The 23197-nt window shown below is 74.0% G+C and carries 23 protein-coding genes and 1 tRNA gene; 13 read left to right on the top strand and 11 right to left on the bottom strand.

Features of this window, described 5'->3' with window-relative positions; genetic code table 11:
• Positions 1–83 precede the first annotated feature (83 nt).
• Positions 84–359, top strand: coding sequence for a hypothetical protein (locus tag OG295_RS22155; RefSeq protein ID WP_030008735.1), 276 nt, complete (start codon positions 84–86; stop codon positions 357–359).
• A gap of 55 nt (positions 360–414) precedes the next feature.
• On the top strand, positions 415–2232 hold the full coding sequence (gene glmS, locus OG295_RS22150; protein WP_371678441.1) for a glutamine--fructose-6-phosphate transaminase (isomerizing): 1818 nt from the start codon (positions 415–417) through the stop codon (positions 2230–2232).
• Between the two features lie 85 nt (positions 2233–2317).
• Here glmS and OG295_RS22145 read toward each other — a convergent pair whose 3' ends face one another.
• Positions 2318–2887: a GPR1/FUN34/YaaH family transporter gene (locus OG295_RS22145; RefSeq protein WP_371678440.1), complete on the bottom strand. Its 570-nt coding sequence runs from the start codon at positions 2885–2887 to the stop codon at positions 2318–2320.
• Between the two features lie 99 nt (positions 2888–2986).
• Positions 2987–3517, bottom strand: coding sequence for a universal stress protein (locus OG295_RS22140; protein WP_371678439.1), 531 nt, complete (start codon positions 3515–3517; stop codon positions 2987–2989).
• Positions 3518–4003: 486 nt separating this feature from the next.
• Between OG295_RS22140 and OG295_RS22135 the strand changes: the two genes are divergently transcribed.
• From OG295_RS22135 to OG295_RS22120, 4 genes are all read left to right on the top strand, one after another.
• Positions 4004–4324 carry a hypothetical protein gene (locus tag OG295_RS22135; protein WP_371678438.1) on the top strand — a complete coding sequence of 107 codons (321 nt, stop codon included), beginning with the start codon at positions 4004–4006 and terminating at the stop codon, positions 4322–4324.
• A gap of 376 nt (positions 4325–4700) precedes the next feature.
• Positions 4701–5876, top strand: a complete 1176-nt coding sequence (locus tag OG295_RS22130; protein WP_100660955.1) for a helix-turn-helix domain-containing protein — start codon at positions 4701–4703, stop codon at positions 5874–5876.
• Between the two features lie 84 nt (positions 5877–5960).
• Positions 5961–6563, top strand: a complete 603-nt coding sequence (gene orn / locus OG295_RS22125; protein WP_266839171.1) for an oligoribonuclease — start codon at positions 5961–5963, stop codon at positions 6561–6563.
• Between the two features lie 95 nt (positions 6564–6658).
• A tRNA-His gene (locus OG295_RS22120) sits at positions 6659–6731 on the top strand.
• Positions 6732–6802: 71 nt separating this feature from the next.
• Here OG295_RS22120 and OG295_RS22115 read toward each other — a convergent pair.
• Both OG295_RS22115 and OG295_RS22110 read right to left on the bottom strand, forming a co-directional pair.
• Positions 6803–7846, bottom strand: coding sequence for a LacI family DNA-binding transcriptional regulator (locus OG295_RS22115; protein ID WP_371678437.1), 1044 nt, complete (start codon positions 7844–7846; stop codon positions 6803–6805).
• Positions 7847–7915: 69 nt separating this feature from the next.
• Positions 7916–8737, bottom strand: a complete 822-nt coding sequence (locus OG295_RS22110; protein WP_371678436.1) for an NAD(P)H-binding protein — start codon at positions 8735–8737, stop codon at positions 7916–7918.
• A 248-nt stretch (positions 8738–8985) separates the two neighbouring features.
• On the opposite strand from OG295_RS22110, the gene OG295_RS22105 reads away from it, so the two are divergent.
• Entirely contained in the window at positions 8986–9483 is a 498-nt protein-coding gene (locus OG295_RS22105; protein WP_371678435.1) for a MarR family winged helix-turn-helix transcriptional regulator, read from the top strand.
• Positions 9484–10144: 661 nt separating this feature from the next.
• Here the strand turns inward: OG295_RS22105 and OG295_RS22100 are convergent.
• The 4 genes from OG295_RS22100 to OG295_RS22085 form a co-directional block, all read right to left on the bottom strand.
• Positions 10145–10444, bottom strand: coding sequence for a DUF3303 family protein (locus OG295_RS22100; protein WP_371678434.1), 300 nt, complete (start codon positions 10442–10444; stop codon positions 10145–10147).
• A gap of 132 nt (positions 10445–10576) precedes the next feature.
• Positions 10577–11239 (bottom strand): NADPH-dependent F420 reductase, encoded by a 663-nt coding sequence (locus OG295_RS22095; protein WP_371678433.1) that lies wholly within the window; start codon positions 11237–11239, stop codon positions 10577–10579.
• Positions 11240–11504: 265 nt separating this feature from the next.
• Positions 11505–12890 (bottom strand): ATP-binding protein, encoded by a 1386-nt coding sequence (locus OG295_RS22090; RefSeq protein ID WP_371678432.1) that lies wholly within the window; start codon positions 12888–12890, stop codon positions 11505–11507.
• A 10-nt stretch (positions 12891–12900) separates the two neighbouring features.
• Positions 12901–13587 (bottom strand): response regulator transcription factor, encoded by a 687-nt coding sequence (locus OG295_RS22085; protein ID WP_280915177.1) that lies wholly within the window; start codon positions 13585–13587, stop codon positions 12901–12903.
• Between the two features lie 78 nt (positions 13588–13665).
• On the opposite strand from OG295_RS22085, the gene OG295_RS22080 reads away from it, so the two are divergent.
• Positions 13666–14232, top strand: a complete 567-nt coding sequence (locus OG295_RS22080; protein ID WP_371678431.1) for a hypothetical protein — start codon at positions 13666–13668, stop codon at positions 14230–14232.
• Positions 14233–14371: 139 nt separating this feature from the next.
• Here OG295_RS22080 and OG295_RS22075 read toward each other — a convergent pair whose 3' ends face one another.
• Positions 14372–15283: a spermidine synthase gene (locus tag OG295_RS22075; RefSeq protein ID WP_371678430.1), complete on the bottom strand. Its 912-nt coding sequence runs from the start codon at positions 15281–15283 to the stop codon at positions 14372–14374.
• Positions 15284–15317: 34 nt separating this feature from the next.
• On the bottom strand, positions 15318–15770 hold the full coding sequence (locus OG295_RS22070) for a hypothetical protein (protein ID WP_371678429.1): 453 nt from the start codon (positions 15768–15770) through the stop codon (positions 15318–15320).
• A 263-nt stretch (positions 15771–16033) separates the two neighbouring features.
• Here OG295_RS22070 and OG295_RS22065 point away from each other — a divergent pair, with 263 nt between their 5' ends.
• On the top strand, positions 16034–17356 hold the full coding sequence (locus OG295_RS22065; protein ID WP_371678428.1) for a tetratricopeptide repeat protein: 1323 nt from the start codon (positions 16034–16036) through the stop codon (positions 17354–17356).
• A 51-nt stretch (positions 17357–17407) separates the two neighbouring features.
• Here the strand turns inward: OG295_RS22065 and OG295_RS22060 are convergent, their stop codons facing one another.
• Positions 17408–18004 (bottom strand): histidine phosphatase family protein, encoded by a 597-nt coding sequence (locus tag OG295_RS22060; protein WP_371678427.1) that lies wholly within the window; start codon positions 18002–18004, stop codon positions 17408–17410.
• 117 nt (positions 18005–18121) lie between these two features.
• Here OG295_RS22060 and OG295_RS22055 point away from each other — a divergent pair, with 117 nt between their 5' ends.
• The 4 genes from OG295_RS22055 to OG295_RS22040 are packed head-to-tail and all read left to right on the top strand — an operon-like array spanning position 18122 to position 23070.
• A complete protein-coding gene (locus OG295_RS22055; RefSeq protein ID WP_371678426.1) occupies positions 18122–19042 on the top strand; it encodes a phosphatase PAP2 family protein in 921 nt (306 codons plus the stop codon).
• Positions 18981–20171, top strand: a complete 1191-nt coding sequence (locus OG295_RS22050) for a hypothetical protein (RefSeq protein ID WP_371678425.1) — start codon at positions 18981–18983, stop codon at positions 20169–20171. The genes OG295_RS22055 and OG295_RS22050 overlap by 62 nt, the downstream gene beginning before the upstream one ends.
• A complete protein-coding gene (locus OG295_RS22045) occupies positions 20159–21742 on the top strand; it encodes a hypothetical protein (protein ID WP_371678424.1) in 1584 nt (527 codons plus the stop codon). The genes OG295_RS22050 and OG295_RS22045 overlap by 13 nt, the downstream gene beginning before the upstream one ends.
• Positions 21739–23070: an AAA domain-containing protein gene (locus OG295_RS22040; protein WP_371678423.1), complete on the top strand. Its 1332-nt coding sequence runs from the start codon at positions 21739–21741 to the stop codon at positions 23068–23070. Before OG295_RS22045 ends, OG295_RS22040 begins: the two co-directional genes overlap by 4 nt.
• The last annotated feature ends 127 nt before the right edge of the window (positions 23071–23197 follow it).

The raw sequence follows: 23197 nt of genomic DNA, 5'->3' as shown, positions 1-23197 counted from the left end.
TTCCCTGGTCCAGACCAGCAGGATCCTGCCCGATTTCGGGCAGGATCTTTGCGTTCCAGCCCGTGGACCGTCAATATCTACAGGTGCTCGACCGCCGCCCGTCCCATGACGACCTCGTCGACCACCTGGTGCGCAGCACCGCGCTGCAGCGCGGAGAGGCCGCCCGGGTGGTGCTCGACGTGCTCGCGTACTTCGACGAGACGACCGAGGAGTTCGTCCGTCGTCGTCACCGCGAGCTCCAGTCGGGCGGCGCGGTCAACGCGGAGATCTTCGAACGGATCGCCGCCGAACTGCCGCACCGCGCCGTGGCGCCCCCGGAGCTCTCGCTCCGGCAGCTGCGCCGCATCGTCTACGGCTGAGACGACCGGGACGGCGCAGGGCACGGACACCGAACTACAGGAGGGGCAAGACCGTATGTGCGGAATCGTGGGTTACATCGGCAAGCGCGACGTGGCACCGCTGCTGCTGGAGGGTCTCCAGCGGCTGGAGTACCGGGGCTACGACTCGGCGGGCATCGTCGTCAACAGCCCGAAGGCCGCGGCGCTGAAGATGGTCAAGGCCAAGGGCCGGGTCCGCGAGCTGGAGTCCCGCGTTCCCAAGCGGTTCGCCGGCACCACCGGCATCGCCCACACCCGCTGGGCCACCCACGGCGCCCCGAGCGACATCAACTCGCACCCGCACCTGGACCCCGAGAACAAGGTCGCCGTCGTCCACAACGGCATCGTCGACAACGCCGACGAGCTGCGCGCGAAGCTGGTGGCGGACGGTGTCGTCTTCGTCTCCGACACCGACACCGAGGTGATCACCCACCTGATCGCCCGCTCGCAGGCCGACAGCCTGGAGGAGAAGGTCCGCGAGGCGCTCAAGGTCATCGAGGGCACCTACGGCATCGCCGTGATGCACGCCGACTTCGCCGACCGCATCGTCGTCGCCCGCAACGGCTCGCCCGTCATCCTCGGCATCGGCGAGAAGGAGATGCTCGTCGCCTCCGACGTCGCCGCGCTGATCGCCCACACCCGCCAGGTCGTGACCCTCAACGACGGCGAGATGGCCACCCTCAAGGCCGACGACTTCCGCACCTACACCACCAGCGGTACGAAGACCACCTCCACCCCGGAGACCGTGGAGTGGGAGGCCGCCTCCTACGACATGGGCGGCCACGACACGTACATGCACAAGGAGATCTCCGAGCAGCCCGACGCGGTCGACCGCGTGCTGCGCGGCCGGATCGACGACCGCTTCAACACCGTGCACCTGGGCGGCCTGAACCTCGACCCGCGCGAGGCCCGCGGCATCCGCCGGGTCAAGATCCTGGGCTGCGGCACCTCCTACCACGCGGGCCTGATCGGCGCCGGGCTGATCGAGAGCATGGCCCGGATCCCCGCCGACGCCGAGCCGGCCTCCGAGTTCCGCTACCGCAACCCGGTCGTGGACCCCGACACCCTCTACATCGCCGTCTCCCAGTCCGGTGAGACGTACGACGTGCTCGCGGCCGTGCAGGAGCTCAAGCGCAAGGGCGCCCGCGTCCTCGGCGTGGTCAACGTGGTCGGTTCCGCCATCGCCCGCGAGGCCGACGGCGGCGTGTACGTGCACGCCGGCCCGGAGGTCTGCGTCGTCTCCACCAAGTGCTTCACCAACACGGTCACGGCCTTCGCGCTGCTCGCCGTGCACCTGGGCCGGATCCGGGACCTGTCGGTCACCGACGGCAAGCGGATCATCGAGGGCCTGCGCAAGCTGCCCGCGCAGATCCAGGAGATCCTCGAAGGCGAAGAGGACATCAAGAAGCTGGCGGCCGAGTACGCCGAGGCCAAGTCGATGATGTTCATCGGCCGGGTGCGCGGCTACCCGGTGGCCCTGGAGGCCTCCCTCAAGCTGAAGGAGATCTCCTACATCCACGCCGAGGCCTACCCGGCCTCCGAGCTCAAGCACGGCCCGCTCGCCCTCATCGAGCCCGCCATGCCGACGGTCGCGATCGTCCCCGACGACGACCTGCTGGAGAAGAACCGCGCGGCGCTGGAGGAGATCAAGGCCCGCAGCGGCCGCATCCTCGCGGTCGCCCACCGCGAGCAGGAGAAGGCCGACCACACCATCCTCGTGCCCAAGAACGAGGACGAGCTGGACCCGATCCTGATGGGCATCCCGCTCCAGCTGCTGGCGTACCACACCGCCCTGGCCCTGGGCCGGGACATCGACAAGCCGCGCAACCTGGCGAAGTCGGTCACCGTCGAGTAGTCGGACCGCCACCACCACGGCACGCACGAAGCGGCCCCCGGGGGATGTCCCCCGGGGGCCGCTCGCGCGTACGGTGCCCGGCCGCTCAGCCCGCGGCGACCGCGCCGCTGCCGGAGGCCTTGCCGAGCGCCGTCGGCCAGTGCGCCAGCGCGGCGGTGGCCCCGTACCAGGCCAGCAGCCCGGAGAGCGCCGCCACCCAGCCCGCCGCCTTGCCGAGCCCGTCGCCGCCGGCGAAGGCGCCTATCGCGAGGAGCACCAGGGAGAGGGTGAGCAGGGCGTAGACGCCCTGGCCGAACAGTCCGCTCGCCGCGCTCACGGTGAGCGTCAGCGCGAGCAGGGCGAACAGGGCGAGGAACAGGCCGGCCGCGTGCGGCGAAACCTTTCCGTCGGCGCCGCCGGCCCAGGTGAACCAGAAGGCGCCGAGGCCCGCGAACGCCGTGCCGTTGAAGCCGTTGCCGCCCCGGAATTCGAGGAGTCCGAGGACGAACAGGGCGAGACCGCCGACGTACATGGCGAGCGACACGGAGTCGGCCACGGTCACGCCGCTGACGACGCCCGTGTGGCCGATACCGAACGCGAGAAGGGTGAGCCCCAGGGCGATGTTCCCCAGGGTCGAAGTCGAGGCCGTGCTTCCCGCAGAGACACCGTTGTCCACGGCGGGCTCCCTTCGATCTGCAGTTGTTTGCTGCGTCCCAGCAGCATTTATCTACCCTTTACAAGGGGGTTCACAACCGCACAACCGACGTACAGAGGGTTACGGAATGACAACGACGGGTCGCTGCGCCCGCTTGGCCAGCCGGCCCGCCACCGAGCCGAAGATCCGGCCGACGATCCCGTGCGTGGAGCCGACCACGATGGCGTCGGCCGAGTACTCCCGGCCGACCTCCTCCAGCTCGTGGCAGATGTCCCCGCCGCGCTCGACCAGGATCCACGGCACCTCGGACAGGTAGTCGGCGCAGGCCAGCTCCAGCCCCAGCACCTCGGTGCGGTGGTCCGGCACGTCCACGAAGACGGGTGGCTCGCAGCCCGCCCACACGGTGGTGGGGAGGCGGTTGGCCACGTGCACGATGATCAGACCGGAGCCCGAGCGCCGGGCCATTCCGATCGCGTACGCGAGGGCTCGCTCACTGGACATGGAGCCGTCGAAGCCCACCACCACGCCGTGCCGGAAGGCCGGGTCGCAGGGGAGTCGGGTCTGTTCCACCGCGCGCAGGTCGCTCGATACGGAATCGGCGAGGGGTTTGCGCTTGCGGTCCGCGGGTTCGGAGAATTCGTGACCGGCCATGGGTGTCTCGGTGAAGAGTCCTCGGGGGAAGCGACAGGGGCGATTTCGACGACGCAGGTGTGTGACGACGCAGGTTTTTGACGACGCGGGTTTTTGACGACGCAGGGTGACGGAGCTCTGTCCGGGAAGCATCTTCCCAAGCCCTTACCCACCAGGGTACGGCGACACTCCTGTCCTGCACAGGGCATGCCGCCCTTGGAGAGCGTCCCAGGGAGCATGCCGGAGCGACGGCGCCTTGGCAATGGCGACTGTCCCCTACAGCCAGTGACGAGAGGCCCGCGCGCCACCCGTGCGCGCAGTGACCGAGCCGCGCACCGGGGCGTTGGACAGACGTCCGACCGTCCAGGAAGAGCCCGCAGGGAGTACGCCGTGCCCGGCCATCCGGTTCACCCCGTCCAGCCCGTCCAGCCCGCTCCGCCGACGCAGTCCCTCCCGTCCCCCCACTCCGCAGCCGGGCCTCACGCGCCCTCCGTTCTTCACCCGTCCGTGCGGTCCGCCGGGCGCGCCCCTGACGACCCGGCGGGTGACGTGGTGCGCTGGGCCGCCTTCAGCTGCCTCCTCGTTCCCGTCGTGCTGGTCGTCTACGGCACCTCCTACGGCGGGGCCGCCGTGGCGACGCTGGGGCTGGCCGCCGTCACCGCCGCCTGCCGGGTGCTGCTGAGGCACTCGGAGAAGACGGAACGGGCCGCCGCGCGGGTGCGTTCGGAGGATCCGCTTCCGCTGGGCCACCGGGGCCGGCACTCCCGCAGCGGGGCCGGTTCGCACCGCGGTTGCCACGGTTCCGGCGCCCTCTCCCCTCACGACTGACCGGTTCGCACGTACACACCCGCTTGTTTTCAGCCAACTTCCCGACCGTGTGCCCCCCTTGCCGGAATGTCCCCCCAACCCCCCTACCACCAGCGACTACAAGCCTCGGGGGGCGCTGAGGCCCTACGGGTACTGGCCATGGCCGGACAGCGAGCTTCCCACCCGGGTAGCGGAGTGGAACGCTTCCTGATCGAATGCTTTTCGCCAAGTTGCCAAGTCGACATAGCGCTCCGTGCTGAACTTGTCACGCCGACACCACGGGACGCAGTAGATTCGATCATGTATTTACGGCGGGGGATCCACGTGCAAGGCCGAGGGGAAACGTGCAGGTGCGACCAGACCAAGGAGTCGCGACACCCAAGGGGGGCTTAGCGCCATGAGCCAGGATTCCACCGCCGCAGTCGTCGCCGACGCGGGCCGGAAGCTCGCGGGGCGTCGCCGCAGGGAGATCGTCGCCGTGCTGCTGTTCAGCGGCGGGCCGATCTTCGAGAGTTCCATTCCACTTTCCGTGTTCGGCATCGACCGGCAGGACGCGGGAGTTCCACGCTATCGACTGCTCGTGTGCGCCGGGGAGGACGGTCCGCTGCGGACCACCGGCGGACTCGAACTGACCGCGCCGTACGGGTTGGAGGCGATCGCCCGGGCAGGCACGGTCGTCGTTCCGGCCTGGCGCTCCATCACTTCACCGCCGCCGCCGGAGGCCCTGGACGCCCTGCGTCTGGCGCACGAGGAGGGGGCCCGGATCGTCGGCCTGTGCACGGGAGCGTTCGTGCTCGCCGCCGCCGGGCTGCTGGACGGCCGGCCCGCGACGACGCACTGGATGTACGCGCCGACGCTGGCCAAGCGCTACCCGTCCGTCCACGTCGACCCGCGCGAGCTGTTCGTCGACGACGGCGACGTGCTGACGTCCGCGGGCACCGCGGCCGGAATCGACCTGTGCCTGCACATCGTGCGCACGGACCACGGCAGCGAGGCGGCCGGGGCACTGGCCCGCCGGCTCGTCGTCCCGCCGCGCCGCACGGGAGGCCAGGAGCGCTACCTCGACCGGTCGCTGCCCGAGGAGATCGGCGCCGACCCGCTCGCCGAGGTCGTCGCCTGGGCCCTGGAACACCTCCACGAGCAGTTCGACGTGGAGACGCTGGCCGCCCGCGCCTACATGAGCAGGCGCACCTTCGACCGGCGGTTCCGCTCGCTCACCGGCAGCGCTCCGCTCCAGTGGCTGATCACCCAGCGGGTGCTCCAGGCACAGCGGCTGCTGGAGACCTCCGACTACTCGGTCGACGAGGTCGCCGGACGCTGCGGGTTCCGTTCCCCCGTCGCGCTGCGCGGGCACTTCCGCCGGCAGCTGGGATCCTCCCCGGCCGCCTACCGCTCCGCCTACCGTGCGCGCCGGCCGCAGGCCGACGTGTCCCCGGTGTCCGAGCTCTCGGGCGGTCCGCTGCCGCACCAGCGCACGCCGCAGCCCCAGCGGGCGGCGGCGGCCCTGGCCGCCTCCGGTCCGAGCGTGACGGAGCTGTACTCCCCGGGACGGGTCCTGCGCGAGCACGCGTAGCGGCCACTCCCGGCATCGCCTGACGAAGGTCCCCCACATCGGCCGAGCACCAATGTGGGGGACCTTCGGCATAAGGTGGGGCGCATGAACGATCGCATGGTGTGGATCGACTGCGAGATGACCGGGCTCTCGTTGACGGACGACGCACTTATCGAGGTGGCCGCACTGGTCACCGACTCGGAACTCAACGTGCTCGGCGAAGGCGTGGACATCGTGATCCGCCCGCCGGACCGGGCCCTGGAGACCATGCCGGACGTGGTGCGCGAGATGCACACCGCCTCCGGTCTGCTCGACGAGCTGGCCGCCGGCACCACCCTGGCCGACGCCGAGGCCCAGGTCCTCGCGTACGTGCGCGAGCACGTCAAGGAGCCGCGCAAGGCGCCGCTGTGCGGCAACTCGGTCGGCACCGACCGCGGATTCCTGCTGCGCGACATGGCCGCGCTGGAGGGCTACCTGCACTACCGGATCGTGGACGTGTCCTCGGTCAAGGAGCTGGCGCGCCGCTGGTACCCGCGGGCGTACTTCAACAGCCCGCCGAAGAACGGCAACCACCGGGCGCTCGCGGACATCAAGGAGTCCATCGCCGAGCTGCGCTACTACCGGGAGGCGGTCTTCGTGCCACAGCCCGGACCCGACTCGGACACCGCCCGCACCATCGCCGCCAAGCACGTGGTGGCGGGCGAGTAGGACCCCCCGGAGAGGGGTGCGGGAAAAGGGTGGAGCGAGCACCCTCCCGGACCCTGTACCCTTTTCTTCGGCCGGTCGTTCTGCGACCGGACATGGTGGGTGTAGCTCAGTTGGTAGAGCACCTGGTTGTGGTCCAGGTGGCCGCGGGTTCAAGTCCCGTCACTCACCCTGCGGGAAGGCCCCGGTACGCGGAAGCGGACCGGGGCCTTCTGCATTCCCCTCCCCGCCCCCGGAACGCCCTACGAGGACCCGCGGACCACCAGCTGCGTCGGCAGTACCACCGACCCCTCCCCCGGCGCTCCCGGCGCCCCCCGGCCGCCCGCGATCCGCTCCAGCAGCAGCCGCGCCATGGCCCGGCCCATCTCCTCCCCGGGCTGCCGGACGCTGGTCAGCGCCGGATCCAGGTACCGGGCCGTCGCGGAGTCGCCGAAGCCGACCAGCGCCACGTCGCCCGGTATCCGACGGCCGGCCGCGCGCAGCCCGGCCAGCGCCCCGGCCGCCAGCGGGTCGGAGGCGGCGAGGACGGCGTCCAGCTCGGGGCGGCGCTCCAGCAGTTCGCGCACGGCCCGCCGGCCGCCCTCCGCGGTGGGGTTCCCCGCCGAGATCAGCAGCTCGTCCACGGGGCGCCCCGCCGCCGCCAGGGCCTGCCGGTAGCCCTCCAGTCGGCACCGGTCCCCGTACGCGTCGAGCGGCCCGGTGATCGCCGCTATCGCCCGCCTGCCCCGCTCCAGGAGGTGGCGCACGGCCGCGGCGGCGCCCTCCCGGTCGTCGCAGTCCACGCTCGGCAGCGTCTCGGCGGCCGAGCGGCGCCCACCGAGCACCGCCGGGATGCCCAGCCGTGTCGCCAGCTCCGCCAGCGGATCCCCGGAGCCCAGCCCCACCAGCAGCACCCCGTCGACCCGCCGCCCGGAGAGGAACCCTTCCAGACGGCGGCGCTCCCGCTCGCCGCCCGCCAGGGCCAGCACCAGCTGCACGTCGGTGTCGGCCAGGACGGCGCCGACCCCGCGCACGACCTCGATGAAGGAGCCGCCGGGAAAGAGGGGCGCCTCCGGGTCGGGAACGACCAGGGCGACGGCGTCGGCACGGTCGGCGGCCAGCGCCCGGGCGGCCCGGTGGGGTACGTAACCCAGCTCGGCGACGGCGGCCTCGACGGCGGCCCTGGTCCGCGCACTGACCCCGGGCAAGCCGTTGACCACCCGCGAGACGGTGCCGCGCCCGACCCCGGCCCGGAGTGCGACCTCCTCCAACGTCGGCCGGCCCCCGCTGCGCCCGTGAGCCTTCATCGCTGCCTCCAGGCTGCGAATCTACTCCCGGCCTGCCCGCCGGCGCCCCTGGAAGGCGGTCGGTACCGCTCAGCCCCCGAAGGCCTCGGCGTGGTCCCGGGCCCAGGTCTCGAAGGAACGGGCGGGATGCCCCGTGAGCCGCTCGACGGCATCGGTGACCGGGACGGGCAGGCCGTCGGAGGCGGCCCAGAAGCCGAGGAGGGCGTCGGCGTACGGGCCGGGTATATAACCCTCCACCTCGGCCTTCCACTCCTCGGGGGTGACGGCGGTGAAGGGCACGGGCCGGCCGAGGACGGAGCCGAGTATGGCGAGCTGCGCGGTGAAGGTCAGCGCCTGCGGGCCGGTCAGGGTGTGGGCGCGGCCGCCGAGGGCCGGGTCGGTCAGGACGGCGAGGGCGGCTTCGGCGATGTCGGCCTCGTGGACGGGGTCGGCGTAGGAGCCCGGGTAGGGCAGGTGGACCGGGCGGCCGGACTTCAGTGCCCAGGACCAGCCGATGGCGTTGCTCGCGAAGGAGCCGGGCCGCAGCAGGGTGCTGCGCAGCGGGGACGCGAGGAGGGCCTGCTCGACGGCGAGGTGTCCGGCCGACAGCGGACTCCCGGCCGGATCCGGACCGAGCACCGAGGAGGAGGACAGCAGGACCACGTGCTCCACCCCGGCGGAGACCGCCTCCTCGACGAAGGCTTCGGCGGCGGAGGCCTCGGCGTAGAGGAAGACGGACCGGATTCCGGCCAGGGCGGCGGGAAAGGTGGCGGGGTCGGAGAGGTCGCAGTGCACGGCGCCGGGGGTGTCCCGCTCCCGCGAGCCGACGCGGTGGGAAATCCCGCGGGCCGAAAGGAGGCCGCCGAGGTGGCGGGCGACGGCGCCGCGGCCGCCGGTGACGAGGAGGGACATGGTGGGACTCCTGATTCATGGGGGTTGTTGCTGTCGTTGCGATCGCAGGTCCGTGGTGCTGCCCGTATTGCCGTACGTGTCGTCATGCGTGTCGTCATGCGTTCGTCAGGTGGTCGTCGTGCGTATCGCTGTCGCAGCCGGCGCCACGGCCTTCGGGCCCGGGTAGGGTGAGCAAGAGTTACGTGGTGCAGATTCTGCGTCACACATTCACTGCGTGACACAGATAAATCTCAGGCATGGAGAAGCCGATGTCAACCGATTCCCCCCGTTCGGGTGAGTGGAGCCGCGCCGAGCTGATGGCGCGCATCGTCACCGAGAGCCAGCGGCACTACGCCGACTACTCCCTCTTCGCCCAGGCCATGGCCGACCACGTCGGCCTGCACCCCACGGACATGCAGTGCGTGGCCCTCCTCGACACGGAGCCCGGCCCCGTCTCCACCGGCGACATCGCCCGCCTCACCGGCCTGACCTCGGGCTCCGCCACCCGCCTCGTCGACCGCCTGGTGAAGGCCGGGGTCGTCGAACGCCGGGCCGACCCCGAGGACCGGCGGCGCTCCCTCGTCGTCCTCGCGCCCGCCGCCCGCGAACGCATCGGCGCGGCCTGGGACGTCCCGGGCCGCGCCTTCGGTGCCGTACTGGACGGCTACTCGGATGCCGAGCTGACGGTCATCGCCGACTACCTCCACCGGGCCGCCGAGGTCGGACGGGCCCAGACGCAGCGGCTGCGCGCCGAGGACCACGCCTGACCGCGCCGCGAACGGGTCTTCCGGAGGGCGGCCCGGTAATCGGCCTGCTCACGTCCGGCGCGGTCCCCGTCCGGCGTCGCCCGCCGCCCACGGCGCCGGCGCCCCCGTACCGGCCGCCCTGGTCGCCGCCGTGCTCCGCGGGCTGCCGTCGGCCACGGACGGGCCTCACGGTCGCCGCCAGGCTCACCGTGCTCGGGTCGGGCCGCCGGCGCGGGCGCGGGCGGCCCGGTACACGTACGGCTGTGGTCGGGGGGCCGGACCCGCCGTTCGCCATGGCCGTACCGCAAGGGCCACCTGGAGCGCGGCCGATACGGGGGCCAGCGCTCCCGCCGGTTCGCCGGTCGGCCGCGGTGGACGATCGGCAGCCGGACGGTGTTCACCCTGCCGCTGCTCGGGCTTCGCGGCTCCGGGGCGCCTCGTGCGTCCTGCCCGGGACCGGGCCGGGCGGCCTCGGCGTACCGGCACCGGACCGCCCTCGACGTGTCGTGCCGGGCGGGGCCGGGCTGCAGCCGCGTCGGCGGCGGCGGCTTCGGGGCGGGTCCGCTCCGGCGACACCGGCACCCGCACTCACGCCCACGCCCACGCCCACATCAACACCCACGACGACCACGCCGCCGCGTCACCCCGATGCCACCAGCCGAGCCGCCCCCCGCCGATCCCCCTAAGACCTCGCCCCGACCGCCGCCAGCCCCTTCGCCAGGTCCTCGGCGTTCATGACCGGACCGACCTCGATCTCGGCGTTGAACTGCGTGAAGAGGTCGTCGAGCAGCGCCGGCAGGCGCGAGCTGTCCTGGAGGTCGAAAACCATCCAGCAGGACCGCACGCCCTCGTGCAGCCCGAAGTAGGCCGCCTCCGGCTCGACGGCCTCCATCAGCTTCTTCATCGCCTGCTGGAGAGCACCGGTCTTGATGCCCTCGTTGGTGGCGGCCGTGTCCATATGGGCCCTGAGCATGACTCTCATGGGGTGACTCCTTCCGTCACCCCCACGTTCCGGGCGGGCGGGGGGCCCGGCAACATCTGCACCCCCGTCCGGGCGAGGCCTCCCCGACTCCGGGAAGACCCCGCCCACGGGGCCGGACCGGGGCGCGCCGGGTCAGGCTCCCTGGATGTGGAAGTTGAACTCCGAGTGCCCCAGGGCTCCCATCAGCCGGAGCCAGATCGGCAGGAGCATCTCGGTACCGCGGGCGGTCTCGATGCCGCCGAGGTCGAGGATCGAACGGTCCGGCCACCCGAAGGAGGAGAGGAGGGCGTGCACGGTCTTCTTCGCGTCGGCGTCCTCGCCGGAGAGGAAGACGGTGTGGTCGCCCTTCACCCGGGCCGGGTCGACCATGATCTCGCAGTTCATGGTGTTCAGGGTCTTGACCACCCGCAGCCGCGGGAACGTCCGCTGGATCAGTTCGCCCAGGCTGTCGGTGTCGACGGGGTCCAGGCTCGGCGGGAAGCCCTTCGAGAAGTCCAGCGGGTTCGCGATGTCGATCAGGATCTTGCCGTCCAGGTGCGCGGCTTCGGCCTCCGTCAGGGCGGCGACGCTCACCTTCCCGCCGGTGGCGTTGACGAGCGTGTCGCCCTGCCGGGCTGCCTCGGGGAAGTCCGCGAGGGAGATCCTCGGATGCGCCTCCTGCCAGGCGGCGTACTCGGCGCGGGCCAGGGTGGCCCCGGGGTCGCGGGTGCCGATGACCACCTCGTGGCCCAGGGAGTCGAGCCGGGCGGCGACCGTCCGGCCGACGACGCCGGTGCCGAGGATTGCGTAACGCATGCGGTTTCCAATCAGGCGAGGGCTTCAGCACGTGGGGCGAGCGGACGGGACCCGCCCGGGGACGCACCCGCGCACCCGGCGGCCTCAACTCGCCCGGCCCGTACGGTATTCCAACCGCCCACCCGCCACCCGCCCACCCGCCATTGGTCCACCCGTCCGCCCGTCCGCGCGTCCACCCGTCCGCCCGTCCGGCACGGGCCGCTCGGCGCGGCCACGGTCAGTGGCTCAGGCCGGGGGCGGGAGCGCGGCGCGCCCCCGGGGTCGGTCAGTTGCCCCGCCGCTTGCGCCGGCCACGCCGGACGCCGGGTCCGCGGCCGTCGCCCCGGGCCCGGCCGTCGAGGGCGATCCAGATCCGGACCTCGGTGCCGCCCAGTACGGAGCGCCCCAGCCGGACGTCACCGCCGGTGGACTCCGCGACCCGCCGGGCGATGTCGAGGCCGAGGCCGGTGGAGCCGTCGCGGCGGCCGTCGTTGCCGCGCCGCAGGGCGGCGTCCGGGTCGGCGATGCCGGGTCCGGCGTCGGAGACGAGGACGATGACGGCGTCACCGGCGTCGTGCACGTCCACCGCGAAGGGGGTGCCCTCGGGGGTGTGCCGGAAGACGTTGCCGAGCAGGGCGTCGAGGGCCGCGGCGAGCTCCGGACGGGCCACGGGGATGCGTACGGTACGGTCCACGCCCGCCAGCCGGACCTCGCGGCCCTCGTCCTCGGCCAGCGCCGACCAGAAGGCCATCCGGTCGCGGATCACCTCGGAGGCGTCGCAGCCTGCGCCCGCCGAACCGGCCGCCTGGGTGGCGGGGCGCTGTTCGCGGGCCGTACGGATGATCGTGTCGACCTCCCGCTCCAGCTGCTCCACGGCCGCCCGGGTGTGTTCGGCGGCCGGGCCGTCGCCGAGCGAGGCGGCGTTGAGCCGGAGGACCGTCAGGGGGGTGCGCAGCCGGTGCGAGAGGTCGGCGGCCAGTTCCCGCTCGTTGGCGAGGAGTTCCACGACCTGGTCGGCCATGGCGTTGAACGCGACGGCCGCCGAGCGCAGTTCCTTGGGGCCGTCCTCGGGGACCCGCGCCCCGAGCCGTCCGTCGCCCAGCTGGTGGGCGGCGTCGGCGAGCCGTTCGGCGGGCCGCACGAGGCGGGCGCCGAGCCGGTCGGCGACCGCGACGGAGCCCACGACCAGCGCGAGCCCGACCCCGGCGAGGACCAGCCAGGCGGTGGTGACGCCGTTGCTGACCTCGCTCTCCGGGACCAGGATCTCGATGACGGCGATGTCGCCGGAGCCCAGGGCGGTCGGCTGGAGCAGGGCGGAACCCCCTCCGGTCACCCGGGCGGTGGTCGCACGGCCGAGGCTGCGGGTCTCGGCCACGGCGCGGGCACCCGCCCAGCCTTCGCCGATGTCCACGGGGGCGGCGCCGCCGATGGCGGGGACGTGGACGGCCATCCGGCGGGCGGCGCCCATCTGCGTGGACTCGACGGCCTTGCGCAGTTGGACGGGGTCGGTGGTGATGGACAGGGTCGGCCCCATGGTGGCGGCCTGCCGCTCGGCGTTGGAGAAGGCCCGGTCGCTGGCCATCTCCCGCACCACCAGTCCCAGGGGTACGGCGAAGGCCAGGACCACCATGGTGGTGACCGCGAGGCACACCTTGACCAGGGCCCATCTCATCGGAACCGGCTCACAGCGGCGGCTCCAGCTTCACCCCGACCCCGCGCAGCGTGTGCAGGTAGCGGGGTCGTGCGGCGGTCTCGCCGAGTTTGCGGCGCAGCCAGGACAGGTGCACGTCGATGGTCTGGTCGTCCCCGTACGACTGCTGCCACACCTCGGCGAGCAGCTCGCGCCGGGACACGACCACCCCGGGGCGGCCCGCGAGGAAGGCCAGCAGGTCGAACTCCCGTCGGGTGAGGTCGAGTACGGAGCCGTCGAGTTCGGCCTGGCGGCGCAGCGGGTCGATGGCGAGTCCGCCGACGCGCAGGACGCGGGAGGGCGGTTCGGCGGCGGCGGCCTGGGAGCGGCGCAGCACGGCGGCCATCCGGGCGGAGAGGTGCTCGACGGAGAACGGTTTGGTCAGGTAGTCGTCGGCGCCGTCGTTGAGCAGCCGGACGATCTCGGCCTCGTCGTCGCGGGCGGTGGCGATGATGACGGGCACGTCGGTGATGCCGCGCAGCATCTTCAGCGCCTCGGAGCCGTCGAGGTCGGGCAGGCCGAGGTCGAGGATGACCACGTCGAAGCGGTGGTGGGCGACTTCGCGCAGGGCCTCCAGGGCCGTGCCGACGCTCCGCACGGTGTGGGAGGCCTCGGTCAGGTGCCGGATCAGGGCGGAACGCACGAACTGGTCGTCCTCGACCACGAGCACACTTGCCATGGCGGCACCGTAGTCCATTCGGGGGACCCGGGGAGGTGCCGGGCCACCTCTGTGGTGGGTGGTGCAGTATGTGCCCTGATGCGACGAGGACTTGTACACGCCCTGGCGTGGGTACTGGCGACCGCGGCCGCCGTGACCCTGTCGTGGTGGGGCGTGCACACGGTCATGTCCGGGACGGCCTACGATCCGCCGCTCGCCGTGCCGTTGACGACGCAGCCCCTGACCGGGTCACCGCTGTCGTCCTCCACTCAGGGGCCGACGGCCTCCCCGTCCTCCTCCGTTTCCACCTCCGCGTCGGCCCCGGCCCCGGCCTCGGCGTCCCCCTCGGCCGACCCCTCGTCGGCCGCGCCGTCGAAGTCGAAGCCCGCGCCGCCGGCCGGGCAACGCCCTTACCGCGAGACGGACGAGGGGGATTCCGCTTCCGGCACGGTGAAGGGCTACTCGGTCTCCGGCGGGCGGGTCGTCTTCGACCTCGGCGCCTCCGCGGCCGGCCTGGTCTCGGCGACGCCGGAGGCGGGCTGGCGGATGCAGGTGTGGAAGCAGGACTTCTGGATCCGGGTCACCTTCACCCGCGACGGCCGCGAGGTGTCGGTGTTCTGCACCTGGCACGACCACCCGCCGACGGTGGAGATCGTCGACCCCTGAGGCCACTGAGGCCACTGAGGCCACTGAAGTCACCGGGGCAACCGGGGCCCCTGAGGCCACCAGGGCCGCTGGGGGCCGCTGAGGCCACCGGGACCGCCGCCGGCCCGCTCCCTCTACCCGCCCCCTACCCGCCCCCGGCCTAGCGGAACACCGACGGCGGGGGCTCCGGCGAGGCCACCGCCGAGGCGTCCGCCACCGGGGCCGCCCCGCCGGTGAAGTCGGCCAGGGCCCGGCCGTGCTCGACCCGGCCGGGGTGCGGGTCGCTCGCCACCCGCCGGGTGAACTCCGCCACGGGCAGCTCCCGGTCGGCGGCGACGAGCACCGCGTTGCCGAAACGTTTCCCCCGCCACACCACCGGGTCCGCCGCGAGCGCCAGCTCACTGAACCGGGAGGCGGCGGTGGCGATCTGGCCCCGCAGGTGGGCCAGCGGCGGGCCGTCCGCGAGGTTGGCCACGTACCAGCCGGTGGGCTTCAGTGCCCGTCGTACGTCGTCGAGGAACTCGGCGCTGGTCAGGTGCGCCGGGGTGCGGGCCCCGCCGAACACGTCCGCGATGACCAGGTCCGCCCAGCCGTCCGGCACCTTCGCCAGTCCCGCCCGCGCGTCCACGGCCCGTACGCGGATCCGTGCCTGCGGGTCCAGCGGCAGGTGTTCCCGTACGAAGGCCACCAGGGCCCCGTCGATCTCCACCACCTGCTGCGTGGAGCGGGGGCGGGCGGCCGCGGTGTAGCGGGCCAGGGTGAAGGCGCCGCCGCCCAGGTGCACCACGTTCAGGGGCTGCCGGGCGGGGGCGATCAGGTCGATGAGGTGGCCGATCCGGCGCTGGTAGGAGAAGTCCAGGTGACCGGGGTCGTCGAGGTCGACGTGGGACTGCGGGGCCCCGTCGATCAGCAGGGTCCAGGCACGGGAGCGCTCGCGGTCGGGGGTCAGCTCCGCCAGCCCGCCGGCCACCTGCCCCGCCACCGGCCCGGCGACCGCCCCGCCGCCGCCCCGGGGAGTACCGCCCCGGGGAGCGCCGCCACCGCTCCTGCCACCCTTGCTCTTGCCTGCCACCCCTCCATTATGGCTGGTCAGGACCTCGGGCGCGTCAGCGGCAGTTGTCCGCCGCCTCGATCAGCCGGGCCGCCTCGCCGAGCGCGGCGCGCAGCACCTCGGGGTCGGTGACCGGGCCCACGGCGTCGGGGGGCAGCAGCCAGCCGGTGCCGCCGGAGGTCGGCGAGACGGCGTCGCCGAAGCGGATGCCGCGCCCGTTGGTCTGCGTACAGGCGCTGCCGGGCAGGTCCCACGCGTCGGCGGTGCCGGGCGGCACGAGGAAGCCGAGGGTGTCGTCGGAGCCGTCGTGGAGCACCGGGCCGACACCCGGGGCGCAGGGGCCCGTACCGGGGGCGGAGCGGCCGGCGCCGCGGCGGATGATGTCCACCGCTTCCAGGCCCTGCCGGGTGGGCACGGTCACCAGGTCCGGGGCCGCGGCCGGAACCGGGACCGGGAGCAGGGGGGTCGCGCCGGGCTCGTGCGCGGTGTCCGTTGCAGTGCTGTCCATGCCGGCCTCCACCAAGGGGAACCCCTCCTCGATCCGTATCCGCATGGGTTCAACGCACGGCGGCGTCAACGGGTGCGGCGGCAAGACGCCGCAAAGGATGGCAGTTCATGGCGGATCGCGGGTGAGATATCCGTTTTGTAGCCAAACACCGCATGAACAGGCCCCCGGCGGCGGTACTTTCATGCGCGCCGGAGCCGCGCTCCGGGGCGAGATCGACAGGGATCCACCGGGATCACCTGAGATTGTCCAGAGAGGCCACGTCCATGGCGGCGTCCCCCCACTCACCCAACTCCTCCTTCCGGCGGCTGCGCGGGCAGCACTCCCCCGCCGAGTTCGCGGCCCTGGTGCGCCGGGCCGCACGGGAGATCGGCGAAACGGTTTCCTGCGACGCCCGTTACATCGGCCGGGTCGAATCCGGCGAGATCCGCTGCCCCAACTACGCCTACGAGCGCGTCTTCCTCCACATGTTCCCCGGCTGCACCCTGGCCGACCTCGGCTTCTCCCCGCGCGAGGCGGTGCGCGGCCGCTCCGCGCAGCGCGCCGTGCCCGAGCCTGCCGTCCTCGCCCCCATCGTCCACCGTTCCAAGGAGAGCGACGTGCTGCGTCGCGCGTTCATGGCGGGCGGCTCCGCGACCGTGGCGGCCGCGACGCTCAGCCTCACCCTGCTCGGCGACACCCGCCGGATCCCCACCCGCGCGGGCGAGGCCGAGGCCGCCGCCGTCGAGGACGCCGTACGCCAGATCCGGCTGCTGGACGACCGGCACGGGGCGGACGCCCTCTACCGGCGGGCGGCGGAGCCCCTGCGGACCGCCTACGCACTGCTGGACGCGGGGGCCACCCGCCAGTCCACCGAGGACCGGCTGCACGCCGGGGCCGGGGAGCTGGCCGTCTCGGTGGGATGGCTGGCGCACGACTCGGGCCGCTTCGAGGACGCCCGCTCGCACTACGCGGAGGCCCTGGCCACCGCCCGGGTGTCGGGGGACGCGGCCCTGGAGGCGCACGCCTTCAGCAACATGGCCTTCCTGGCCCGGGACTGCGGGCGCCCCCGCGAGTCGGTACGGGCCGCCCAGGCGGGCCGGCGCGCGGCCCGCTCGCTGGGCTCCCCCCGGCTGCTGTCGCTGCTGGCCCTGAGGGAGGCGGGCGGCTGGTCGGGGCTCGCGGACCGCAGGGCCTGCGAGGAGGCGCTGGCGCGGGCGCACACGGAGTTCGCGCGGGGCGCGTCGGGCGCCGACCCGGAGTGGATGTCCTTCTTCGGCGAGGCCGAGCTGGAATCGCTGGAGTCCCGCTGCTGGGCGGCGCTCGGGGAGCACGCCCGCGCGGCACGCCACGCCCGGCGGGCGGCCGACCTCCAGGACCCCCACTTCGCGCGGAACGTCGCCCTCTACACGGCGGAACTGGCCGAGGACCTGGCGCGGGCGGGCGCCCCCGACGAGGCCGCCTGGGCGGGCGGGCGGGTGCTGGACCTGCTCTCCGAGGTCCAGTCGACCCGGATCCGCTCGATGCTCTCGGGCACGGCCCGCACCCTGGTCCCCCACCAGCGCTCCCCGCGCGTCGGCGCCTTCCTGACCCGGCACGCCGAGGCCTGACCGGCGGCGGGGCCGCGGGAGTGAGGGCCGGGGCGCGGGGACGGGGCGCGGTCAGCCGTCGAGGTGGCCCGTGTCGTTCCAGCGCTCCAGCGCGGGGGCCCCGTAGGCCCAGCCCAGGACCGAGAGGGAGGTGGGGTCCAGGCGGATGCGGGCGCCGAAGGAGGCCTCGAAGCCGAGCCAGCGGGCGGCGAGGGTGCGCAGGACGTGGCCGTGGGCGAAGACCAGGACGTCCCGCGCGGCCGAGCGGGCCCACTCGACGACCTCGTCCGCCCGCGCCGCGATGTCGGCGACGGACTCGCCACCGGGGACCCCGTCGCGCCAGATCAGCCAGCCCGGCCGGACCGCCTGGATCTCGGCCGGGGTCATGCCCTCGTAGTCCCCGTAGTCCCACTCCATGAGCGTGTCCCAGGGCTCCGCCTGGAGCCCGAAGCCCGCCAGGTCACAGCTCTCGCTCGCGCGGACGAGCGGGCTGGTGCGCACCTCCAGGCCGCGCAGCGAGGCCCACGGTTCGCCGGCGAGCCGCTCGCCCAGCAGCTTCGCGCCCTGCCTGCCCTCGTCCAGCAGGGGCACGTCCGTGCGCCCGGTGTGCTTGCCGAGCCGGGACCATGCCGTCTGGCCGTGGCGGGCCAGCAGGATGCGGGGGGCCATATCTTCTTCTCCCGGTTCGTGGGCGTTCGCCCCGGATGCAGCGGTTCCGTCGTCCGTCCATCATCCACGACGTGAACACGGGGCAACTCCGCCCGCCCCACGAGCGTCATACACCTCATGACCAAACGGCCTTGGCCCACGCGCTGGTGGGCGGAACTGTTGCTCCTGGGTCTCGTCTACGGCGCCTACTCGGGCGGCCGTCTCCTCGCCCGGGGCGACGTGGACCTAGCCGTCGGCCACGGGCTCGCGATCCTGCGCGCCGAGGAATTCCTGCACGTCGACTTCGAAAGACCCCTCAACCGGCTGTTCTCGCACAGCGGCGCGCTCGGCATACCCGCCGACTTCGTCTACGCCTCCCTGCACTACCTGGTCACCCCCGCCGTGCTGCTCTGGCTCTACCACCGGCGGCCCGCGCACTACCGCACCGCCCGCACCTGGCTGGTGGCCTCCACCCTGCTCGGTCTGATCGGCTTCACCCTGCTGCCCACCTGCCCGCCCCGGCTGCTCGACGCCCCGTACGGGTTCACGGACACCATGGCCCGGTACAGCGCCTACGGCTGGTGGGGCGGCGAGGCGAGCGCCCCGCGCGGACTCGGTTCCCTGACCAACCAGTACGCGGCCATGCCGAGCCTGCACGTCGGATGGGCCCTGTGGTGCGGGCTCGTGGTGTGGCGGTACGCGCGGCGGCCGCTGGTACGGGCGCTGGGCCTGGCCTATCCCGCGCTCACCGCGGTCGTGGTGATGGGGACGGCGAACCACTACTTCCTCGACGCCGTCGCCGGGGCCGCCGTGATGGGCGCCGGCCTGGCGATCGCACGCGGCCTCGCCGCCCGCCGGACGCAGGAACCTTTCGCCGCACCTGACCGGGCGAAGGACACCGCACCCGGCCCCGCCGCGGTCCCTCCACCGGAGGCACAACCGGCCGGTTTTCACGGTACGTCCACGCTTGTCAGTGGCGGATGGGACACTTCCGCCCGTGAGCTCCTACCCGCCCGCCGCTCCTGCGCAGACGACGACACTGCGGCAGCGTCTCGCTGACCTGCGCGGCCCCGCCGTGCCGCCCCGGCCGCTCGACGCCCGCTCCCTGGCCGCGCTCGCGGCCAACCCCGGATGCGGCAGACGCGCCCTGCTCGACGGCGCAGGGGTGGACAAGGGCGCGCTCGCGGCGGCCCTGGGCACGCCCGCCGCGTTCGGCCGGTCGCAGTTCGCCATCGTCCGCGGCAACTCCTTCGAGGCCAAGGTCAAGGCCGACGGCGGGGCCGAACTGCTGCGGCTCGCGCACACCCTCCTGGGCGGGGCCGCCGAGCCCCCCGGGCCGGACGCCCGGGTGCCCGACCTGACCGCCGCCGGACCGGAGGGGCGCGCCGCCCGGACGGCGCTGGCCCTGCGCGAGGCCACCGCCGCGGGGGCGTGGACGCTGCTGGACCATCCGATGCTGGCGCTGGAGGTGGCCGGCACCCCCGCCTACCTGGAGCCCGACGCGGTCGTGGTGGACCCCGGCGGCCGGTGGAGCGTGGTGGAGATCAAGTCGTTCCCGATGATCGACGGGGCCGCCGACTCCGCGAAGGTGGGCGCCGCCGCGCGCCAGGCCGCCGTCTACGTGCTCGCCCTGGAGCGGACCGCCGGGAAGGTGCCCGGCGCCGAGGTCGGCCACCGGGTGCTGCTCGTCTGCCCCAAGGACTTCTCCAACCTGCCCACCGCCGCGCCCGTCGACGTGCGCCGCGAACGGGCGGTGACCCTGCGCCAGATGGAGCGGCTGACCCGGGTCGAGGAACTGGCCGCCGGCCTGCCGGCGGGCCTCAGCTTCGACCCGGCCCGGCCCGCCGGGGAACTCTCCGAGGCCGTCTCCGCCGTCGGCGCGGCCTACGCCCCCGAGTGCCTGGCCGCCTGCGAGCTGGCCTTCCACTGCCGCGAGCGGTCCCGCGCCGCCGGGGACCCCGCCGCCCTGGGCCGCTCCGTACGGGGGGAGCTGGGCGGGCTCGCCACCGTCGGGGCCGCCCTCGCCGCGGCCGCCTCCCCGGCCCCCGCCGACGCAGCCGCCGAAGCCGAGGACGACCCCACCGCCGCCGCGCTGCGCCGGGCGGCCCGGCTGCGCGCGGAGGCGCTGGAACTCGCCGCCGCCCGGTCCCGGCACCCCGCCCCGGAGGGCCCCGCATGCCCCTGCTGAACACCCTGGCCCGGCTGGAGGCCGTCCGCGAGGGCCGCGCCCGGCCGCTGGCGACCGTACGGCACCGCCACCTGAGCGAGCGGCCGATGGTCCTCGTACCGCTGACCACCGCCGGCGAGGCGGGGGCGCCGCTCGGCGCGATGCTGGGCACCGACCCGGACGACCCGCTGGTCCTGGTGGTCCCGCAGCCGCGCGACCGCAACCTGCGCTGGACGTTCCTGGCGGGCCTGGCGGAGCGCCTGATGCCGTACGTCGACGGGTACGCGGACGTCGTGGAGCCGGCCGAGCGCACCGAAACCGACCCGGAGACCGGCCGGAAGTCCAAGGTCGAGGCCGAACTGTGCGTGGACGCCCCGCAGATCATCGTGCCCAGCCGGGCCGGCGTGGAGTACGTCCGGCTGCTGGGCCGCTCGATGCGGTTCCGGCGCACCGCCGAGGAGGACCCGGAGAACCCGTACCCGGCGCCCGCCCGGGTGCCGCTGCTGGGCCGCTGGTTCACGCACCTCGCCGAGCGCTCCCGCGTCCCCGGCTCCTCGATGCTGCTCAGCGCCACCGAGCTGCTGGGACGGCACTGGGCCACCGGCCAGAGCAACCTGGAGGACCAGCACCTCGGATCGCTGCTGGGCTGGATAGCTCCGCCCGAGGGCACGTCGGGGGCCGAGTGGGCCCTGCGCGTGGAGCTCGGCCGCGACGGACACGGCCGGCTGCTGTTCCCGCCGGCCGGCCCGGCCACCGACCCGGCCTTCGACAACGGGCTGCTCGCCCCGGCGATCACCCGGTTCGACGCGGCCCGGGCGGCGGCGGCCGCGGACGGGCCCGGCGCCGGGGAGCGGGTACGGGAAGCCGAGCGGGCGGTCCGGGAGCTGGTCACCTCGCAGATGGAGCACACCTGGCGGCAGACCTGGGAGGCGCTCGACCTGCTGCGCGCCCTGCCGCCGGGCGAGCGCACCACGGAACGCTGGACCCGCGACCGGTGGTCCTTCACCGGCCACCGGGACCGCGTCCGGGCGGGCGAGCCCCCGCAGCCGCGCCGCGACGACGCGGTGACCGCGGCCCAGAAGCTGGCCACGCGCGAGACCGAGCAGGTCCGGCTCGACGCCCAGGAGGCGCTGGACGACCCGCTGGTGATGGCGGGCCGGCGGCTCGCGGGCGAGGCCTTCGCCGGTGAGGTCACCGAAGTGGTGATGGAGTGGACGGAGGGCAAGCGGCCCCGCCCGCGTCCGCTGGTGACGGTGGCCACCGAGGACCGGCCCCAACTGGCCGACGAGGGCGGCGGGAAGGTGTTCCGCTCGCTCGACGGGCGCCAGCAGGCCTTCGCGTTCGTGCGCCACGAGGAGGACGGGCAGCTGGTGCTGCGCGTGCTCGACAAGATGGGCACGGGCCGGGAGCCGGTGGCGGGTTCGGTGCCGGAGAAGGGCGACCGGGTGTGCTGGACGCTGTTCGAGCACGACGCGCGGGGCGGGCCCAGACTGCCCGACCCCGAGCACACCCCGTGGACGCACGGCGGACCGCCGGCCCACCTGAGCGCCCCGACGCCGCCCGATTCCGTGACCGACGAGGACCTCCTGTGACCGGCTTCGACCCGGGCGCGGCCGCCGCCGAGGCGACCGCCGCCATCCTGCGCGACACCCTGCACGGCACCGAGCGGGGCGTGGTGGTGGACTCCCCGCCCGGCGCGGGCAAGTCGACGCTCGTGGTGCGCGCGGCCCGCGAACTGGCCGCGGCCGGACGCCGCCTGATGGTGGTCGCTCAGACCAACGCGCAGGTCGACGACCTGGTGCTGCGGCTCGCCGACAAGGACCCGGAGCTGAAGGTCGGCCGGCTGCACAGCAGCGACGGTGACGCGTACGACCCCGCCCTTCGGGAGCTGCCGTCCGTCACCCTCTCCGCCAGGCCCGGGGACCTGGCGGAGCTGCCGGTGACCATCTCCACGGCCGCGAAGTGGGCGTACGTGAAGGACGCGGAGCCCTGGGAGCACGCGATCGTCGACGAGGCGTACCAGATGCGCTCCGACGCGCTGCTGGCCGTGGCCGGGCTGTTCGACCGGGCGCTGTTCGTCGGCGACCCGGGGCAGTTGGACCCGTTCAGCGTGGTGGGCGCCGAGCAGTGGGCGGGCCTGTCCTACGACCCCTCGGCGTCGGCGGTGTCCACCCTGCTGGCGCACAACCCGCAGCTGCCGCAGCACCGGCTCCCGGTGTCGTGGCGGCTGCCGGCGACGGCCGCGCCGCTGGTCTCGCGCGCCTTCTACCCGTACAGCCAGTTCCGCAGCGGTACGGGTCCGGGCGAGCGACGGCTCTCGTACGGGGTCGCGGGCGACGGTTCGGGCCCCGACCGGGTGCTGGACGAGGCCGCCGCGTCGGGCTGGGGCCTGCTGGAACTGCCCGCACGGCACACCCCGCGCACGGATCCGGAGGCGGTGGGGGCGGTGGCGCTGGTGGTCCGGCGGGCGCTGGACCGGGGTGCGGTGACCGCCGACGAGCAGTCCCCGCGGCCGTCCCCGCTGACGGCCGACCGGATCGCCGTGGGCACCGCCCACCGCGACCAGGCCGCCGCGGTCCGCACGGCCCTGGCCTCGCTGGGCGTCACCGGGGTCACCGTGGACACCGCGAACCGGCTCCAGGGCCGCGAGTACGACCTCACGGTGGTCCTGCACCCCCTGTCGGGCCGCCCCGACGCGACGGCGTTCCACCTGGAGACGGGCCGGCTGTGCGTCCTGGCCTCCCGCCACCGGCACGCCTGCGTGGTGGTGGCCCGCGCGGGCATAGCGGAGCTCCTGGACGAACACCCGTCGACGGAACCGGTCCAGCTGGGCGTCACGGTGAAGTTCCCGGACGGCTGGGAGGCGAACCACTCGGTCCTGGCCCACCTCGCCGAACACCGGGTGCGGTGGCGGCCCTGAGGGGTGTGCGACACGTCGGGTGCGGCGGCGACGTCGGGTGCGGCGGGGCCCGTCGTGACATATCGCGGGGTTCCGGTTTTCCCGGCGGGGCTCCGGCGGCGAGACTTCGGTGCGCACAGCACACCTC

The sequence above is a fragment of the Streptomyces sp. NBC_01276 genome, from assembly GCF_041435355.1.
GTDB lineage: Bacteria > Actinomycetota > Actinomycetes > Streptomycetales > Streptomycetaceae > Streptomyces.
The sequence above is the reverse complement of the archived record's forward strand: the minus strand, read 5'-3'. Positions and strand labels throughout refer to the sequence as shown.